This window comes from Curtobacterium sp. MEB011, assembly GCF_030209655.1.
Classification (GTDB): domain Bacteria; phylum Actinomycetota; class Actinomycetes; order Actinomycetales; family Microbacteriaceae; genus Curtobacterium; species Curtobacterium poinsettiae.
This window is the reverse complement of sequence record NZ_JARVRN010000011.1, coordinates 1-18,711: the sequence shown is the minus strand read 5'-3', so window position 1 is coordinate 18,711 and position 18,711 is coordinate 1. Positions and strand designations below refer to the sequence as shown.

General features: G+C 73.2%; 12 protein-coding genes and 1 tRNA gene. 4 read left to right on the top strand and 9 right to left on the bottom strand.

The features are described from left to right. Window positions 1–112 precede the first annotated feature (112 nt). The 4 genes from QRN30_RS13355 to QRN30_RS13340 all read left to right on the top strand — a co-directional run bounded on the left by QRN30_RS13355 (window position 113) and on the right by QRN30_RS13340 (window position 4,057). Entirely contained in the window at window positions 113–340 is a 228-nt protein-coding gene (locus QRN30_RS13355; RefSeq protein WP_156155357.1) for a hypothetical protein, read from the top strand. A gap of 113 nt (window positions 341–453) precedes the next feature. Continuing rightward, window positions 454–1,374: a beta-1,6-N-acetylglucosaminyltransferase gene (locus QRN30_RS13350; RefSeq protein ID WP_017887126.1), complete on the top strand. Its 921-nt coding sequence runs from the start codon at window positions 454–456 to the stop codon at window positions 1,372–1,374. Then, window positions 1,371–2,876: a lipopolysaccharide biosynthesis protein gene (locus QRN30_RS13345; RefSeq protein WP_284761204.1), complete on the top strand. Its 1,506-nt coding sequence runs from the start codon at window positions 1,371–1,373 to the stop codon at window positions 2,874–2,876. The genes QRN30_RS13350 and QRN30_RS13345 overlap by 4 nt, the downstream gene beginning before the upstream one ends. Beyond that, window positions 2,873–4,057 (top strand): glycosyltransferase family 4 protein, encoded by a 1,185-nt coding sequence (locus QRN30_RS13340; protein ID WP_071251625.1) that lies wholly within the window; start codon window positions 2,873–2,875, stop codon window positions 4,055–4,057. The genes QRN30_RS13345 and QRN30_RS13340 overlap by 4 nt, the downstream gene beginning before the upstream one ends. Before the next feature lie 42 nt (window positions 4,058–4,099). Here QRN30_RS13340 and QRN30_RS13335 read toward each other — a convergent pair whose 3' ends face one another. The 9 genes from QRN30_RS13335 to gltX all read right to left on the bottom strand — a co-directional run bounded on the left by QRN30_RS13335 (window position 4,100) and on the right by gltX (window position 18,587). Next, complete coding sequence (locus tag QRN30_RS13335; RefSeq protein WP_214563664.1) at window positions 4,100–5,092, bottom strand: glycoside hydrolase family 16 protein; 993 nt, start codon at window positions 5,090–5,092, stop codon at window positions 4,100–4,102. Then, entirely contained in the window at window positions 5,089–6,972 is a 1,884-nt protein-coding gene (locus QRN30_RS13330) for a DUF7402 domain-containing protein (protein WP_284761203.1), read from the bottom strand. The genes QRN30_RS13335 and QRN30_RS13330 overlap by 4 nt, the downstream gene beginning before the upstream one ends. Beyond that, the gene (locus QRN30_RS13325) at window positions 6,959–10,510 is read right to left on the bottom strand and encodes a glycosyltransferase (protein WP_284761202.1); all 3,552 of its coding nucleotides are present in this window, start codon (window positions 10,508–10,510) and stop codon (window positions 6,959–6,961) included. Before QRN30_RS13325 ends, QRN30_RS13330 begins: the two co-directional genes overlap by 14 nt. Further along, complete coding sequence (locus QRN30_RS13320) at window positions 10,507–11,472, bottom strand: glycosyltransferase family 2 protein (protein WP_214519229.1); 966 nt, start codon at window positions 11,470–11,472, stop codon at window positions 10,507–10,509. Before QRN30_RS13320 ends, QRN30_RS13325 begins: the two co-directional genes overlap by 4 nt. Next, a complete protein-coding gene (locus QRN30_RS13315; protein WP_274007225.1) occupies window positions 11,469–12,386 on the bottom strand; it encodes a glycosyltransferase family 2 protein in 918 nt (305 codons plus the stop codon). The genes QRN30_RS13320 and QRN30_RS13315 overlap by 4 nt, the downstream gene beginning before the upstream one ends. A gap of 392 nt (window positions 12,387–12,778) precedes the next feature. After that, entirely contained in the window at window positions 12,779–15,613 is a 2,835-nt protein-coding gene (locus tag QRN30_RS13310; RefSeq protein WP_284761201.1) for an alpha/beta fold hydrolase, read from the bottom strand. Window positions 15,614–15,911: 298 nt separating this feature from the next. Further along, window positions 15,912–15,983: transfer RNA gene (locus tag QRN30_RS13305), tRNA-Gln, on the bottom strand. Between the two features lie 45 nt (window positions 15,984–16,028). After that, window positions 16,029–17,093 (bottom strand): NAD(P)/FAD-dependent oxidoreductase, encoded by a 1,065-nt coding sequence (locus QRN30_RS13300; protein WP_284761200.1) that lies wholly within the window; start codon window positions 17,091–17,093, stop codon window positions 16,029–16,031. Between the two features lie 6 nt (window positions 17,094–17,099). Next, window positions 17,100–18,587 carry a glutamate--tRNA ligase gene (gene gltX, locus QRN30_RS13295; protein ID WP_284761199.1) on the bottom strand — a complete coding sequence of 496 codons (1,488 nt, stop codon included), beginning with the start codon at window positions 18,585–18,587 and terminating at the stop codon, window positions 17,100–17,102. Between the last annotated feature and the right edge of the window lie 124 nt (window positions 18,588–18,711).

Sequence of the window (18,711 nt, the reverse complement as noted above, 5' to 3'; positions counted from 1 at the left end):
GGCGTTGCTCGGAGGATGCGGGGAGCCTGCGGTTTGCCGCCAGTAGAGTGGCGAACACGCCGGGCGACCACCCCGGTGCGCACCGGTTGCTCGCCGAGCACGAGGAGGACGAATGCCCCAGGCTCGCACGACGGCCCGGCCCGGCCCGACCAGGCGTCCGCGGACGCAGTTGCACCTGGTGCCCGAGACCTCGGGGGGTCTCCTCACGCTCGTGGCCGACGACGACGCGACCGGGTCCGGCTGCTCGAGCTGCGGGCACGCCGAAGGGGCGCACGAGCACTACCGTCCCGGCACCGACTGCGCCCTCTGCGACTGCCCGAAGTTCCGCCGCAGCCGCTGACCGGCCCCGCGTCCGATCGGTCCGAGCGGCCGGTCTGCGGGAAACCGCCGTTCCCCCGCACCCGCCCCTGACCGGCCTTGTCGGGGTTCCCGGGCCCGCTTAGCGTCGCGGACATGGCCATCTCCCCCACGCCGCTCGCGTGCATCGTCCTCGCCCACGAGGACCCGACGCACGTCCGTCGTCTCGTGGCGGCGCTCGACCCGTTCCCGGTGTTCCTGCACTGCGACGCGAGCACCGACGACGACGCGTTCGCAGCGATGACGGCCGACCTGCCCGAGCGGGTCCGTGTGCTGCCCCGGATGCGCACCGGCTGGGCGAAGTGGGAGAACGTCGCGGCCGAGGTCGCTGGCTACCGTGCTGCCCTCGCGGAGACCGACGCGACGCACGTGGCCGTGCTGACCGGCAGCGACTACCCGTTGGCCGGTGCCGCGGAGATCGCCGCGGTCATGACGGCGAACCCCGGTCGGTCGTTCGTCGACGTGCAGCCGCTCCCGCACCCCGCGTGGGGTCGTGACGGTGGCCGTTCCCGCGTGCGTTTCCGGCACTGGGCGTGGCGGAAGCACATGCTGCGCCTGCCGATCCCCCGCAGGGCGCCGCGCGGCGTCGTGTTCGGCGGTGGCTCGCAGCTCAAGGTCCTGGCGCGGCACCATGCGCAGGGCGTCGTCGACGTGGTCGACGGCCGGCCGGACCTGGTGACCTTCTGGGAGCGTGTGTGGATCGGTGACGAGACCTTCGTGCCGTCGGTGTTGCTGACCCCGGCGTTCACCCCCGACTTCGCCGACGCCCACGTCGCGCACCCGCTGTGGTGGATCGGGTGGGACGGCACGAAGCAGAAGAGCCCGCCGTGGCTCGGGATCGAGGACGCCGGACGGGTGCTGGAACGCCGTGCCTCGGCCGACCAGTCCGCCCCGTTCCTGTTCGCCCGCAAGTTCTCGACGGAACGCAGCGGCGACCTGCTCGACGTCGTCGACGCCGCGTTCGGGCTGCGCACCGGTGCCCGACGCGACGACGAACCGGCGGTGGTGTCGCGGTGACCGTCCCCCAGACCCGACGCGAGGCCCGTGCAGCCGAGGCCGCCGTCGAGCAGCCCGCCTCGCCCGGAGCGCTCTCCACGGACACCGGTTCGACGGCGGTGGCCCGCGGCTCGTCGGTGCTGTTCGGACGCGGCCTGCTCTACGTCGTGGTGTGGTCGATGCAGCTCGTCGTGAGTTCGCTCATCTCGCCCGTGCTGGCGCACCTGATGCCACCGGCCGAGTTCGGTGTGCTGGCCTCGGCGATCGCGCTCTACCAGGCGCTCGTGGTCGTCGCGGTGTGCGGCATCGACCAGGCGGCGGTGCTGCAGCGGGCCGAGGACGGCGACGACCGACGGGCGCGCGGCCTGCTGTTCGTCGGCATGGTCACCGCCGTCACCGTCACGGTGTTCGCACTCGTCTCGATCCCGCTGTGGGGGGACGCCGCGGGCTTCGTCGACCAGCACCCGCTGCTCCTGGTGGCCGTCCTGTGGACCGGGCCCGCCGCGATCGTGCAGCTCTCCCTCGCCCTGCTGGTGGCACAGGACCGCATCCGGGTCTTCGCGGTGACGAGCCTGCTGTCGTCGGTCGGCGGGTCGGTCATCGGCCTCGGGCTGCTGGCCGCCGTGCACGCCGACGCCACCACCTACGCCTGGGGCGGCGTCGTCGCCCAGGGCGTCGCGATGGTCATCGGCATCGTCGCGACCAGGCCCCGGTTCCGTGGCCTGTTCGACCACCGCACCACCGCTCGCGCCTTCCGGCTGGGCGTCCCGATCGCGCTCGGCAGCCTGTCGTACTTCGTCCTGAACGCCGGCGACCGGCTCGTCGTGCAGCGCCTGCTCGGTGCCGACGCGGTCGCCCGCTACCAGATCGCCTACGTCGTCGGGTCCGCGGTCATCCTGCTGCTGACCTTCACGAACCAGGCGTGGGCGCCGCACTTCGCCGCCCTCCGCGACGCCGTCGCCCGTCGTCGGCTCGCGATGCACGCCCGCGACGAGCTCTACGTGCTCCTCGCCCCCGTGCTCCTCGCCGTGACGCTCGTGTCGCCCGTGGCCCTGCCGATCCTCGCGCCGGCCTCGTACCGCGTCGAGTCGCTCACCGTCGTCGTGTTCGTGGTCGCCCTGACCGCGTTCCCCGTGGTCGCGAGCGGCGCCACCGGCCGACTGCTGCTGGTGGAGCGCCGCGGCGTGACCGTGGGAGTGATCGGTGCGGTCGCCGGTGTCGTCAACATCGCCGCAAACCTGGTGCTCGTGCCGCTGACCGGCATCGTCGGCGCCGGCATCGCGACCGTGATCGCCTACGGGATCCTCGCCGTCCTGCAGCAGGCGGCGCTCCCGGACCGCCGCGAGTGGCGGGGGCCCGGACGCCGGGTGCTGCTGGCCGTCGGCATCGCCCTGGTGCTCGCCGCGGCGTCGCTGCTGGCACCGCAGGACCTCACCTGGAACATCGTCAGGGTCGTCGGTGTCGTCGCCTGCATGCCCTGGTTCTTCCGTCGACTGCAACTCGCCCGCGGAGGCTCGGCATGACCAGTCCCACCGCCCACCGCACACTCCGTGTCGTCGTCGCCACGAACGGGCTCACCATCACCGGCGGCGTCGAGCGCTGCGTCCTCGAGGACGTCGGCGAGCTCGTGTCCGCTGGGCACGACGTCGAGGTCTGGCACCGCCCTGCGCCGACCGGTCGCCCGGACGACGGCCGTGCGCCCTTCGACCGTCTCGGTGTCCGGCTCCGCCCAGCACGGGACTACTCCTTCTCGGTGCGGACCGCACCGCGGGACCTGCTGCGCTTCGTCGGCGAGGGCCTCCGCCTCCGCCGGTCCCGCCCCGACGTCCTCTGGCTGAACCGGCCGGAGTTCCTGCCGTGGGGCCGCGTCGTGTCGTTCGTGTCCGGCGTCCCCCTCGCGGTGCACCTGCACCACGCCCCGAACTACCGCCGCCTCGGGCCGTTCGCGGGGGGCCGGACGCGGTTCTTCGCGGTCTCCACCGCGATGGCGCGGGCCTGGACGGCAGCCGGGGCACCGGCCGACCGCATCGACGCGGTGCCGAACGGCGTCGACACCTCGGCCTTCCCGCTGGCCACGCCCGCCAGCACCCGCCGCGCCCGTGCGGCGCTCGGCATCGACGACGACCGCCCCGTGGTGCTCCACTACGGTCGCCTCACGCGTTCGAAGGGCGTGCTCGCCCTCCTGGAGGCCTGGGGGCGCGTCCACGCGTCGACCCGCGTCCTCGTCGGGCACGGCACACCGCCCGCCCCGGCCCCGGTGCTCGTCCTCGCCGGAGCGCTCTCCGCCGCCGACGCCCCCGCGGTGCGCCGCGCGATCGCGGCGCTGCCACCGGGGTCCGTCATCGTGGTGCCGGAGCGCGACGACGTCGTCCCCGTGCTGCACGCCGCCGACGTCGTGGTGGCGCCCTCCATCGAACCGGAGGGCTACGGCCGCGTCGTCGTCGAGGCGATGTCGACCGGCCGCCCCGTCGTCGCGGCCGCATCGGGCGGCACCGCCGAGATCCTGCGCGGCGAGTGGGCCCGGTTCACCGTCGAACCGACCGACACCGACGCGCTCGCCGACACGCTGATCGAGGCACTGCACGCGAGCGGCACCGAGCCAGGCCTGGCGGACCGCTGCCGAGCCTGGGTGCGGGACCACCACGGCCGTGACCGTCACGTCGCGGCGCTGCTGCAGGCACTCCGCGACCACGCGGAGCACTGAGCGTCGACCACGCCCCGGTCTCGGTGCGGGGTCCGGAGCAGCTCAGTCGGTCGGGGCGTCGGACGGCAGCGTCGCCGCGGGCGCGGCCCCGGCAGACGGCACGTCGATGGTCAGCCAGTCGATGAGCAGCGAGCCCTCGGCGTCGGCGGGCGGGTCCCCACCGTTCGAGCCCGCCTGGACGACCAGGTGCATCGGTGCCGTCGGGATGTTCTCCGTCGTGGTGCCGACGACCTCGTCGTCGACCAGGAACGACATCCGCTCGGGCGTCCACTCGATCGTGTAGGTGTGCCAGTCGGCCAGCGAGGCCGAGGTCTGCTCGTGGACGCACTTCTCGGCCGGATCGGACAGGCAGTGCACGTTGAGCCAGGCCGGCGCACCGAGTGCCCCCTCCGGGAAGTCGATCTCACCGTCCGACCACAGGTTCTGATCGCTCCACAGCAGGACGGCGACGCCGTACCCGTCGACCTCGTCGCTCTTCATCCGGATGCTGTAGCGGCCGGAGGTCTGTCCGCCCCAGTGCCCGTCGACGAGCGGCACCACACCGCCGGCGAGCGGGACACCGGCGCTGGTGGTCCGGAGTCGCACGTCGAGCAGGCCGTCGTGCGTGGACAGCGTCGACGCCTGGTACCGCCCGGTCCCCGCGGTGTCCGCGAAGCCGTGGTACGCGACGAAGCGCTCGGCGTACCGCGACTCGAAGGTGCGGTTCGTGGCGGTGTCGGCGAAGTCCTCGCCGAACACCCGGGTCCACCCGGCCGGCTGGTCGGAGGGCATCGAGACGCCACTGGGATCGTCGAGGGTCACGTCGTCCCCGTTCGCGGTGGTGGTGGCGGTCGCGGTGCCGGCGGCGATGCCGGCGGCGGCCAGGAGCGCCCCGGCGGCGAAGGCGGCGCGTCGTGCGCGGCGGCGCGGCGGGCGGTGCCGGGACAGGCCGCGTCCGTGTGCCGGTGCCGCGCCGTTGGCCGACGCCGCGTCGTCGGCGACGTGTTCCGACCACGTGGGGCGGGCCTCCTGGCGGTCCCCCTGGTCGTCGGTCATCCGGTCGTCCAGGCGCGGAGCTCGGAGAGTCCGACGTTGCCGGTGCTGGCCGAGACGCCCGTCACCGTGAAGCGCACCCACGAGACGCTGCGCGGGGTGAAGTCGACGGTCAGGGCGTCGCCGCCGTCCGGCAGGGAACCGACCGCGACCTGACTGCCGTCCGAGAACGTCAGGATCCCGCTGGTGACCTGGTCGGCGCTGTTCGGACGGTCGTGCAGCACGATCCGGCTGAGGCGCTGCGAGGCGGCCCAGTCGAGCTGGATCCAGACGCCGGTCCGCCCCCACGGGGCGACCCACTCGGCGGTGGTGTCGGCGGGGTAGCCCGAGACGACCCCGTCGACCGCCTTGTCGACCGTCTGCCCGGTGGACGCGTCGTCCCACGCGGCCGTCGGCACGGCCGAGGCGGTGACGTCGGATGCGGTCGGCGTCGGCGTCGGCGTCGGCGGCTCCGGGGCGAACGCCCGGATCTCGGCCAGACCGACGTTCCGTGTCGTCCGGCTCACCGAGCCGACGGTGAACCGGACCCACGTGACGTGGCGCGCAGCGAACGCCACGCGCTGCACGGCACCGCCGTCGTCGAGCGCCGGGACGGCCACGCTCGAGCCGTCCGAGAAGGTCAGCGTGCCGCCGGTGACCCGGTCGTCCCCGTTCGGCCGGTCGGCGAGGTCGACCTCGTGCAACGTGGTACCCGCGGCCCAGTCGAGCTGGATCCACGTCCCGACGCCGCCCCACGGGGCAGCCCACTCGGCCGTCGGGGCGTCCGGGTAGCCACTGACGACGCCGTCGACGGCCTTGGCGGCGGTCTGGCCGTCGGCCGGGTTCTCGGCGCTCGCCGTGACCGATGCGCCGGAGGTGACGTCGGTGCCGTGCTCGGGCAGCGGGTCCGTCGGCGGTTCGGTGGACGACCCGACGGTGTACTGCCGGCTCAGCCAGGAGCCCTCGGGGCGGGACGCGCACGCCGAGGTCGACGCGCAGGTCTCCCCGTCGTGCGCCGCGTAGGCGAAGAACGCCGCCGACTTGGCCGCGGTCTGCGCCGCCGTCAGGTTCGAGGGTCGGTCCGCGATCGGGTAGCCGAGGTACCCCGTGAAGGTGTGGGACGTCGCCGACGCGGCCTGGGCCTCGGCAGCCAGGTAGGCGACGGTGTGGTGGTCACTGTGGTCGCCGTCACCGTAGGACCCGCCGTGGTCGAGGGTGTGGACCTCGGTGGGCGCGTAGTCCGCGAACAGTCCGCCGACGGTCGCGCGCAGGTCGGCGAGGGAGTACGACGCCGGCTGCGACGCGTCAGCGACGGTGTGGATCGTCGGGATGTGGCCCTGGTACAGCTTCTCGAGGCTCTCGTCGTCGTCGGCCGCGAAGCCCGAACCGTCGACGTCGCCGTCCGGCAGCTGGAGGAACACCAGGCTGAGCGCCGGGTCGGTGGCCAGGGTCTCGGTGTGCAGTGTGCGTCCCGCGACGGTGGCCTGTCCGGTCGTCCAGACCGGGTCGACGCCGGCGATCTCGGCGTAGGACGCCATCAGCCCGTCCTGACGCGCCTGCCAGTACCAGGCGGGCTTGCCGGCGTCGCCGGCGGTGACGACCACGGAGCGGACGCACTTGCCCGCGTCGACGTCCGCACGGAGTTCGGTGCCGGAGAACAGCAGGTCGTCGTCGGCGTGCGCCACCAGGGTGAGGACACGACCGGCGCTGCAGTCGACACCGGCCGGGCCGGGCACCGCCGGACCACTGCCCTCGGAACGGCTGGTCGGCGTCGATGCCGAGGCCGCAGCACCCGTCGCGTCGAGGGCCGGGGCGGCGAGCGCCACCAGCGCGAGGACCGCCGCGGCGGACGCGGCACCGATGCGCCACGCCCGCCCGGTCCGCCGACGGTCAGTCCGCGGCATGCGCGAGGCCCGCCTGGGTGATCCGGTAGACCGTCGTGGTGCCGGAGCCCCACACACGCTTCCAGTACGGCGAGTCGGCCATGGCTGCCCGGAGCCGCTGGTAGTCGGCCTCGGTCTGGTACCCGTAGCGCTCGTCGTAGGCGCCGAACGGCTCCGCGACCATGGCGTAGTACTGCGTGGCCGGCCACTCGAGCACCAGCGAACGGGTCATCTCGGAGACGTCGTCGACGGCGTCGTAGCCCCGGGGTCCCGGGTAGTCGCCGAGCACCTCGCGGGACAACCAGCCCACGTCGAAGTAGCGCGACCCGGTGTTGCTGGGGACGGCGTTCGCCGAACCGGTCAGCAGCATGACGGAACCCTTCGGGGCGGTGGCGTCGTAGAACTGCGTCGCGGCGGACTGGCTGCGCGGGGGCACGCGGTTCCAGTCGAGGGCGGTCTGGCCGAAGGCGCCGACGGCGACCATCGCGGCCACGGCGGCGGCGGCGAAGACGGCTGTGACCGCCGCCGGTCGGAAGGTGCGCTCGAGCAGGGCACCGGCCCACGCGAAGCGGCCGCTCGGCCTGGGCAGGCCGGCCGCAAGGATCGCGATCCACGGTGTCGCGAACAGCACGACCCGGAAGATGCCCTCCTGGCCGTAGTTCGTCGCGACGAGCAACGAGATCGGGCTCGCGGCGGCGGCGAGCAGGCCCCAGTGCACGCGGTCACGACGCATGAGCACGGTGAGCACCGCCACGAGGCCGAGCACGATGAGTGCCACGGCCGGCACGTCGAACGCGAGCCGGGTGACGAGCGGTTTCGGCAGCACCGTCATGTCGTGCGACGGCGGCTGCACGTTGTCGAGCACCTTGCCGACCGCCGCCAGGGACAGGAACTTGCCGAGCACGTCGCCGTTCAGCATCGCGAACCCGATCGCCGGCACGAGCACGACGACGGGCAGCCACCAGGGGCGGAGCAACCGGAACACGACGAGGGTCACGAGCGCCGCGACCGTCAGGTAGGGCGAGATCTGGTGGGTCACGACGAGCACGATGCCGATCGCCGTGATCGCGATGATCCGGGACAGGCCGACACGGCGTGGACGGAGCACGGTGGTCCGCAGGCCGTCGTCGGTGGTCACGGCGGTCCGGCGCAGCGGGCCGACGGCGAGCACCAGGATCACCAGGGACATCAGGATGCCGACGGACTGGGGCGAGAAGTACGTCGTGTTGAGCGAACCGGTCATCGCCGTCAGGAACGCGGCGATCCACGGACGACGGTTGCCCGGCAGCCAGTTGGCGGCCAGGACACCGACCGCGATCGTCGTGCTGAAGGCGAGCAGGACGGGGACCCACGCGGCGATGGTCATGGCGTTGTCGATGCCGCCGACGTCCGCGACCCAGGCGCCACCAGCGAACAGGCCGGACCACGTCTGGAAGATGTCGGCCGTGGGGTTCGTCCCGCCCCAGCGTCGGATGTACTCCAGGACTCCGATGTGCCGGGCGGCCGCCATCACGGTCGGCATGCCGTAGGTGATCGCCTGGGCGAGCTGGATGCTCCCACCGAGCACCACGACGGGGACCGCGAGTCCGCGGCCGCGCACCACGGCGACGACGGCGGCCGCGACGACGATCGCGAGGCCGATCACCAGGCCGGGGCCCAGCGATCCGAACAGGCCGTCGGGCACCGGATCGCCGACGTGGGTCAGCGCGGCGACGACGATGACGAGCAGACCGGCCACCGAAGCGGCGGTCACGGTGTGCGTCGGTGACCACCGGCGCGCCGGTGCGGCACCGTCGGTGGGCAGCAGGCGGGCGCGCCGGAGTTCGGCGAGGTCCCGCGGCACCGCGATCGCCAGGGCGAGGGCGGTGAGCACGACGACCCCGACGAACGGCACCGTCGGTTCCCAGATGCGGAACGTCGCCATCGTGTAGCCGATCGCGATCGTGCCGACCAGCGACGCCGTGACGGCGAAGACGCTGAACCGGGCGAGCGGCATCGGACGGACGAGCAGGAGCGGTGCGACACCGAGCAGCGCGAACAGGAAGACGCCGATCGCGCTCCCACGCAGCACCGGCAGGTCACCGACGGCGCCGACGACCGCGACGAGCAGCGTCGCGGTGACGAGCCCCGCGGCGCTCAGCCGGGTGAGCGGCCCCATGGCGTCCGCCACCACCGGGCGGCCCGAGCGGGTACCGGCCAGGCCGTGCCGGAGCTCGTGACGACCGCGTGCGGTGCGGTCGATGGTGCCGCCACCCCGCAGGCGTTCGACGAGCGCCAGGACGGGTGCGGTGAGCACCGACCGTCGTTCGACGCCCCGCAGCCGCCGTTCGGTCGCGGCGAACTCCGCGTCGACCGGGTCCGTCGCGCGGGCCCGGTCCGTGCCGGTGTCCCCGGCGACGTCCGACGCACGGTCGCCCTGTTCGAGACCGAGCCGGGCGAAGGCGTTGATCGCCTCGGGGGCCGCGTCCACCGAAGCGGTGAAGGTGTCGCGGTCGAAGGCGTTCTTGGTCATCCAGGCTCCGAGTCCGTGGCCGTGGGCAGCGGCGGCCGCGCGGAGCGACGCGACGTCGTCCGCCGATCGCTGCCACGCGATGGCGGCCGGTTCGACGGCGATCGCGGATCCGGCGAACAGCAGTCGTGTGAAGAGGTCGAGGTCGTCGCCGCCACCGACGCTGGTGCCGGGACCGAAGGCGGTGTCGAACCCACCGATCCGGAGCGCGGCCGCACGGCGGACGGCGAGGTTCGCGCCGGTGCCGTACGCGGCGGCGGCGAAGGGGTGCAGCGGCAGGTCGTCCACCGCGTCGTCGAGCCGGAACACCCGACGACGGACGGTGCGCGCCCCCGGGGTGTGGGCGTCGTGCCAGCGCTGTGCCGGGGTGCGGAGTTCCGCACTCGGCACGAGACCGGTGACGCAGTCCACGTCGTCAGCGGCCGCGAAGGCACGGGCGACGGCGTCGACCCAGTCACCGTCGACGACGGCGCCTTCGTCGACGAACGCGACGACCTCGCCCGAGGCGGCGAGCAGACCGGCGTTCCGCGCGGCAGCGAGCCCCTCACCCGGCGCAGCGATGGTGGTGACCCGGCGTCCGCCGATGTCGACCGTCGCCACGCCCTCGTCGTCGGCACCGCGGGAGACGACCACGACGTCGAAGTCGGGGTACCGGTTCGCCAGCACCGAGCGCATGGTCGTGCCGGCGGCGCCGTCCGTGCAGAGCACCACGGTGACGGACGGCAGCACCAGACCTGCTGCCGGCCGACGCTCGGGGGCCGGCATGGGCCGGATCGCGCGCTGCAGCGCACGGACGTCGATCGTGCCGCCGATGCGGCGGCGTTCGGTGATCTCGGTCTCGACGAAGCCGAGCGGCTCACCGCGGTCGCGGACGAGCAGCCGGGCACGCCCGTACCCGGCCGATCCCTGCAGGGCGATGACGTCCCGGTGACTCGACGCGTGCACGTCGGCCCGGTCCACCTCGCCGATCCAGAGCGCGCCGTCCCACGTGGGGACGAGCGGTCCGCTCACGATCGGCGAGAGGACCATCGCCAGGGTCGCGCGGGTCACGGCGTCCCCACCGTCTGCGGGAGCGGGGCGGGTGCCGGCGGGGTCCGCACGACGAGGGTGCCGAGGACCCGGCCGACGGCGTAGCCCGCGACCGTCGAGACGACGGAGAGCGCGATGGCGTACGCCCGCAGGCCTCCGCCACGACCGACGTGGCGGAGTTCCCGCAGCACGGCGCCCGGGATCACACGGGTCAGGTAGGTCGACTCGCTGGCGAGCGAGTCCCCCGTGCCGACCCGGCGGCTCAGGACGGCCTTCGAGATGCCCTCGTAGTAGCTGCGACGACGCAGGTACCGCATGGTGACACGGTCCGGTGAGACCCGGTGCGACACGTTCGACCGCGGTTCGTGGCGGATCCGCGCACCCGGACGGGCCTGGGCGATGCGGATGCAGAGCTCGGTCTCCTCGCACCCGAGCGGCTGGTTGCCGACCCGACCGATGCCGGAGCGGAACCCGCCCGCGAGCAGGATCGCGTCGCGGCGGAAGGCCATGCTCGAGCCGATCACGTTGCGGACGTCGCCGGGGGTCTCCGGCAGGCCGCGGTACGAGCAGCCGACGATCCAGAGCAGCTCGTCGGCGTACGGGCCGGCGCCGGTGGCGGTCGGCCAGGTCGGGGTGGCGCGGCCCCCGACGCCGACGACCTCGGGGTCCTCGAGCGCGGTGAGCATGTGCCCGAGCCAGTCCGGGTCCGCCGTGGCGTCGTCGTCCAGGAACGCGACGACGTCGGCGTCCGTCAGGGCGACGCCCGTGTTCCGGGCACCGGACAGCCCGCGGTCCTCGGTGTTCGGGACGACGCGGAGTCCGGGCCAGCGGGCCGCGGCGCGCAGCAGGAGCTCGGGCTCGTGGTCGATCACGACGACGACCTCGGGCGCCTCGGGCTGACGCCTGGCCGACTCGACGCTGTCCTGCAGGTCGCCCCAGCGCTGCTGGGTGTAGGCGCAGATGACGACCGCGACGCTCGTCACGCGACGTCCTCTTCGAGGATGCCGGCGGTCGCGGCGACGGGGGTGCCGACCGGAGCGTGCCCGGCGGCGTGCACCGGAGCGTGCCCGGCGGCGTGCACCGGAGCGTGCCCGGCAACGAGCTGCTGGGCCGGCGGCACGACGCTCATCGCCGCCCGGCGGACCTCGGCACGGCCGATGGCGGCGCGACGGCGCTCGTGCATGATCGACTTCAGCACGCGGATGCCGTCGGTCACGGCGTTCAGGTTGCTGGAACCGTGCACGCGGAGCTTCTCGTGGCTCGGCACCTCGGTGATCGCGAGTTCGGCGGCCGACCAGCGGCAGGTGAGGACGGTCTCGATCTCGAACCCGTCGCCCCACAACATCGAGCCGTCGGCCGGCTTCGGCAGCTCGGACGACAGCAGACCGATCTCCGGCAGCACGTCGGCCCAGAAGGCGTTGTAGCCGTAGCAGAGGTCGCTGTAGCGGGTGCCGAGGATGACGTTGCAGAGCAGGTTCAGGCCGCGGTTGCCCATGTTGCGGACGATCGTGATGTCGTCGCTGCCACCGCCGAGCGAGTACCGGGTGCCCTTCGCGACGTCGGCGCCCTCGACGAGTGCCTGGACGAACCGTGGGATCTCGTCGGGGTCCGCGGAGCAGTCGGCATCGAACATCACGACGACGTCGCCGGTGACGGCCTCGAACCCGCACGCCAGGGCGTTGCCCTTGCCCTTGCGCGTCTGGTGCACGACGCGGATGCCGGGCATGACCCGCTGGGCCGTGGCGATCGTGTCGTCGACGGAGTTGCCGTCGACCAGGATCACCTCGTACACGGGCGGGAGCTTCGGGAGGATGATCTCGAGGTTGCGGGCCTCGTTCCGCGCCGGGATGACGACGGAGACCCTCGGGTCTGCAGGGCGGACGGTACGTACGGGCATGGCGCGGTCCTGTCGGGTCAGGGTTGCTGTCGGGTGGTGGCTCGTCGAGACGAGCGGTGCGTCCTCGGATGACGCCTCGACGACGGTGATCGTCGTCGGTCGAGCAGCGGGACGCGGGTACGACGCCGCCGGCTTGCCGCGGGTGAGTGGGTACTCTCCCCCGCGGTTCCAACCATCGCCGTGGCCGGCGGGAGGGTCAATGCACGCTGCGGTCGCTTGCGGACACCCGGGTGCGGATACGGAAACCCGCAACGCTCGCGCAGGTGGGCCGCCGGGCGCGGCGGCCGACGGGTGGTGGACGAGCCACGAGCGGACGGGAGGCGCGGTGCCGGCCGGCCCCGCGCCTCCCGTCCGCTTCCTGGTCGCGACCACCGCACCCGGTGCGCGGCCGCTCAGCTCCGGGGTGCGTGCTCCGTCGCGAACGCGGCCCGCAGCGCCGTCGCGAGGTCGGCGACGTGCGGTTCCCGCAGCAGCGAGCTGTGCTCGGCGGCGATCCGTACCGTCTCGGTCTCCCCGCGCAGCAGCGCGGACCAGCCGGCGGCGTCGGGGTTCGCGTCGGCGAGCACGTAGGTGGCGCGCCCGTGGAACGGCGTCGGGTGGTGCCGTCTGGTCACGAGCTCGGCCTGGTCGAAGAACGCGTCGAAGTGTCGCTGGCCGCCGTGACGCAGGACGCCGGCCGTGTAGGCCCGGAGGCGCTTGGCGACGTGGTCGCCCCACGACGTCCCGGACGGCAGCACGTGCCGGAGTGCCCCGTCCACCCGCTGCCGCACGGCCCGCACGGTGGGGTTGCGGTGCTCGCGCGGCCCGAGCCGACCGAAGTGCAGCCGAGCGGTGTCGGACCCGGTCCGCGGCAGGTACGTGTCGAGGAGCGCGAGGTGCTCGACCTGCTCGCCGCTCTCGGTGAGCAGCCGGGCGATCTCCAGCGCGACCAGTCCGCCGAGCGAGTGCCCGACGAGCACGTACGGTCCCCGGGGCTGGACGATGCGCATCAGGGCGACCCAGCGGCGGGCGCTCCGCTCGATGGTCCAGTCCGGCACCCCGCGGCGTTCGAGCCCGTGCTGCTGGAACGCGTACACGTCGTGCTCGGGCAGGTGGCGCGACAGCGGCAGGAACGTCAGCGCCAGGGCACCGCCACCCGCGAAGCAGAACACCGGCGGACGGCCGCCCTCGCGCGCCTCGGACACCTTCACGACGTCGGGGTGGCTCGGCAGCGCGCTCGTCCCGCTCCGCACACGGCGGGCGAAGGCGCGGAGCGTCGGGTGCTCGAGCACGTCGGACGAGCGCAGGTCGACCCCGAGCCGGTCCTGCACGACGGCGAGCATCTCCTCGGCGGACAGCGAGTCGCCGCCGAGCGCGGAGAAGTCCTCGTCCAGGTGCACGCCCCGCAGACCGAGCACCTCAGCCCAGATCTGCCCGACGACGAGCTCCCACTGGTCGTACTCACCCTCGACCATCTCGGTCTCGACGCTCGGCGCCCCGGGGAGTCCGGCCCGGTCGACCTTGCCCCGCTCGTTCCGCGGCAGTTCGGTCATCGGCACGATCGACGCCGGCACCATGTACTCGGGCAGCCGGTCGCGGAGTGCCCGTCGGAGCGCACCCGGTGCCGGGGTGCGGTGCCCCGGGCGACCGACCACGTAGGCGACGAGCCGGGTGACGGAACCGGGATCGACCTGTGCCGTCACGACCGCGTCGTGCACCTCGGGGACCGCGCGGAGCGCCGCCTCGACCTCGCTCGGTTCGACCAGGTAGCCGCGGACCTTCACGGCGTCGTCGGACCGGCCGAGCAGCACGAGCCGGCCGTCGGGGTCGACGCGTGCCAGGTCGCCCTGCCGCCAGCTCGGGGTCCCGACGGGGATGCCGACGGCGGACTCGGCCTCGCCGGTGCGACCGGCCCGTTCGGCGGTCTTCTCCGGCGCGCCCCAGTAGCCCGCGGTCAGGGCGTCGGAGACGACGACGAGCTCGCCGGTCTCCCCCGGGTCGGCCCGGCTGCCGTCCTCACGGAGCACGAGCACGGTCTTGCCGGGCAGTGGCCACCCGGCGGGCACCACGCCCTCGGGCACCGGCTCGCCCGGGGCCACCGGGCAGTACGCGACGCATGCCGTCTCGCTCGAACCGAAGGCGTTCAGGAGCAGCGTGTCCGGGTCCAGGTGCGGTCGGGCTGCGGCGAGGTCGGCGCCGGTGACGGGTTCGCCCGTGGTCATCAGGAAGCGCAGGCCGCCGAGCACCGGTGCGGTCCCGGCTGCGGTCCCGTGCGCTCCGGGGGCGTTCTGCGACCCGACGATCGAGCGCAGCAGGTGCGGGGTGCAGACGAGCACGTTCACGCCGTCGTCCCGGAACCGTCCGAGCAGCCGTTCGACACCGAGGTCACGCGGCTCGAGCAGCACGATCGTGCCGCCGCACAGCAGTGTGTCGAACGAGAACAGCAGCCCGGCCGCGAACGACAGCGGCAGGACCACACCGAGGCGGTCGCCGGGGCCGAGGCCCAGGGCGAGGGCGTCCTGCTCGGCGTTGGCGATCTGCTGCCGGTGCGTCAGGACGACGCCCTTCGGCATGCCGGTCGAGCCGGAGGTGAAGACGATCGCGAAGGGGTCCCGCCCGCCGGGGGCGCCTGCGGTGTCCGTCGTGGGGGCACCACCGGGTGCGGTTGCGGTGTCCGTCGCAGGGGCACCACCGGGTGCGGTTGCGGTGTCCGTCGCAGGGGCATCGCCGGGTGCGCCCACGTCCAGCAGCTCGCCGAGTGCGTGCACCCGGCCGTCCCGCTCCGCGACGACACCGGCGGCCGGTGCCGCTCGTTCGGTGTCGGCCACGATCTCGTCGACTCCGGCGAGCCGGGCCACGTGCGCCAGCCGTGCGGCGGGCAGGTGGTCGTCGAGCACCACCACGGTCCGTCCGGCACGCACCAGCGCCAGGATCCCGATCACGGCCTCGGTCGACTGTCCCGCCATCAGCCCGACCGGCTTCGACGCCCCGCCGGGGGTCTCGTCCACGCCGGCGCCGCTGTGGTCGTCGGGCCGGAGCGTCACGGTCAGGGCTGCGGCCAGCGCGCGGGACGCCCGGTCCGCCTGGGCGTACGTGTACGGACGGCCGTTCCCCGCGAGCGCGGCGGCGTCGCCCCGGAGCGCCACCACGCGGTCCCAGCGGTCCAGCACGGAGTGGTCGGCCGCCGCGGGGACGGCGGTCGGGTGGTGCCAGGGATCGATGGTCGTCAGCGGGTCGGCGGAGGTCACGATGACACCTCGGGTGCTCGGCAGCGGACCGCCACGACTCCCGCGACGGTCTTCCGACCGTAGGACCGCGCTCCCCGCGCACGCGAGCAGGTGCCGGGTGGGTGCGGGGAACCGCAACCCGGCCTGGAGGCGCGGCCCGCGCCCGCCACGGAGGCTGCGGATCCGGATCGATCGGTCCACCGCCCTGGGCAGTTCTCGCGCAGCGGTGGCTCACCGCTCGGGGATCGTGCGGTTCCGCGCAACCGCCCCGCGGAACGAGAACAGCCCCCGGGAGATCCCGGGGGCTGTTCATCGAGTGCTGGGGTACCTGGACTCGAACCAAGAACGACGGTACCAGAAACCGCTGTGTTGCCAATTACACCATACCCCAAAAGGCCTGTCGGCCTTCTGGCCCGGTCACCCGGGGCACGATCAACTACTGTACAGCATCCCGGAGGTCCGTGAGACCACCAACCAGGTCTCGGTGCACGGCAGCAGCGGTCGCGGCTCCGTGCCCGGCGGCGACGATGAGCTGTTCCGGGCCGGGCGGCGTGACGTCTCCCACGGCGTAGAGCCCCGGGACCGATGTCCGGCCGACCCGGTCGACCACCAGGAGTCCCTGCGGGTCGCGCAGCAGGCCTCCGAGCGACCCGGGCGTGTCGGCGTCCGCGGTCGTCGTCGTGCTCCCACCGACGTTGGCGCTGGTGCCCGTACTGGCGCTGGTGCTGGCACTGGTGCCCGTGCTGGTGTGCAGCCAGTCGAGGTCCGCGTGCCACACCGGGCGGACGAACCCGCCGGTGCGTGGCTCGACGTGGCCGTCGGCGAGCCGGACGCCGGTCATCCCGGTGCGGTCCCCCTCCAGGTCCTCGACGGCTCGCTCGTCCACGACGACGCCGGCCGTGGCCAAGCGTGCGCGACCCGCATCGTCGATCGGCGCGATGCCGTTCGTGTAGACGATCAGGTCGTCCGTCCACGACGCGATGAGCAGCGCGCGGTCGACCACGTCGTCGGTCTCGCAGATGAACGCGAGCGGCTGCCCGGCCTTGTCGTACGCATCGCACTCGACGCAGCTGTGCACCGCCGTGCCGTAGAACGCGCGGAGCATCGGCAGTGCCGGGAACTCCTCACGCAGCCCGGTGGCGACGACGACCGTCCGGGCGCGGGCGTCGAGTTCGGTGCCGCGCCACGAACCGTGGACCCGCCAGGCGTCCGTGTCGGGGTCCGGAGCCACCAGGTCGACGACGGACTGCACGACCGTCGCTTCCGGGTAGCCCTCGACCTCGGTCCGGCCGAGCTTCCGGAGCTCGAGCGGCGAAATGCCGTCCCGCGTCAGGAAACCGTGCGACCGCAGGGTGGCGGCGTTCCGGGGCCGATTCGCGTCGACGAGCAGCACGGTCCGCTTCGCCCGGACCAGGTTGAGCGCCGCGCTCAGGCCGGCCGGCCCGGCGCCGATGACCGCCACGTCGTGCACGAACGGCCCGGCCTGCTCGGTGCTGCTCACGGTCGGTCAGCGCGCCGCGAGGGCGCGGAGCCGGGTCAGGGTGGACTCCTTGCCCAGGATCTCCATCGACTCGAACAGCGGCGGGCTGATCCGACGCCCGGACACGGCGACGCGCAACGGGCCGAAGGCCACTCGGGGCTTCAGTCCGAGCTCGTCGATGAGGGTCGCACGGAGCGCACCCTCGATCGACTCGGTGGTCCAGTCCTGCACCCCCTCGAGCGCCGCGATGCCCGCCGTCAGGACGGTCGCCGTGTCGCCCTTGAGCGATGCCAGCGCGTCGTCCTCGACCACCAGATCGGCGTCGGCCGTGAACAGGAACCCGAGCATCGCCGGTGCCTCACCGAGCAGCTGCATGCGCTCCTGGACGAGCGGGGCGGCCTTCGTCAGGACCTCGAGCTGCTCCGGGGTCGCCGGGTCGCTGACGAACTCCGTCAGGTACGGCAGCAGGCGCGACCGGAAGTCGTCCGGTGCGAGCAGCCGGATGTGGTCCCCGTTGATCGCCTCGGCCTTCTTGTGGTCGAAGCGGGCCGGGTTCGGGTTGACGTCGGTGACGTCGAACGCCGCGACCATCTCGTCGATCGAGAACACGTCGCGGTCGGGGCCGATCGACCACCCGAGCAGTGCCAGGTAGTTGACGAGCCCCTCGGGGATCATGCCGGCGGCGCGGTGGTGGAACAGGTTCGACTCGGGGTCACGCTTCGAGAGCTTCTTGTTCCCCTCCCCCATCACGTACGGCAGGTGTCCGAACACCGGGATGGACGGCGCGAGGCCGATCTCGTACAGCGCCTCGTACAGGGCGATCTGTCGCGGGGTCGACGACAGCAGGTCTTCACCACGGAGCACGTGGGTGATCCCCATCAGGGCGTCGTCGACCGGGTTGGTGAACGTGTAGAGCGGCTTGCCGTTCGGGCGGACCACCACGAAGTCCGGGAAGGTGCCCTGCTTGAACGTGATCTCGCCGCGCACCAGGTCGTCGAAGCTCAGGTCGCGGTCCGGCACACGCAGACGGAGCGCCGGCTCGCGGCCCTCGTCACGGAAGGCCTGGCGCTCGGCGTCGGTCAGGTCACGCTCGTGGTTGTCGTAGCCCTGCTTGGGATCACGACCGGCTGCCTTGTTGCGGGCTTCCATCTCGTCCGGCGTGACGAAGGACTCGTAGATGTGTCCGGACGCCTTGAGCTCCGCGATCACGTCGTCGTAGATCGCGGTGCGCTCGGACTGCCGGTACGGTCCGTGCTCGCCACCGGCGTCGACGCCTTCGTCCCAGTCGAGCCGGAGCCAACGGAGCGCGTCGAGGATCTGCGCGTACGACTCCTCGCTGTCGCGGGCGGCGTCGGTGTCCTCGATGCGGAACACGAGCTTGCCGCCGGTGTGGCGGGCGTAGGCCCAGTTGAAGAGGGCGGTGCGGATGAGCCCCACGTGCGGGGTCCCCGTCGGGCTCGGGCAGAAGCGGACGCGGATGTCGGAGCCGGAGGTGGTGGTGAATGGCGCAGTCATGACCCGCCAACCCTACCGCGGCACCTGCCCGTCCTTCCTGCGCTGTGGATGACGCAGAACAACCCCGTGAACGCAGAAAACCCCTGACCATGAATGGTCAGGGGTTCCCTGTTGTTGCTACGTT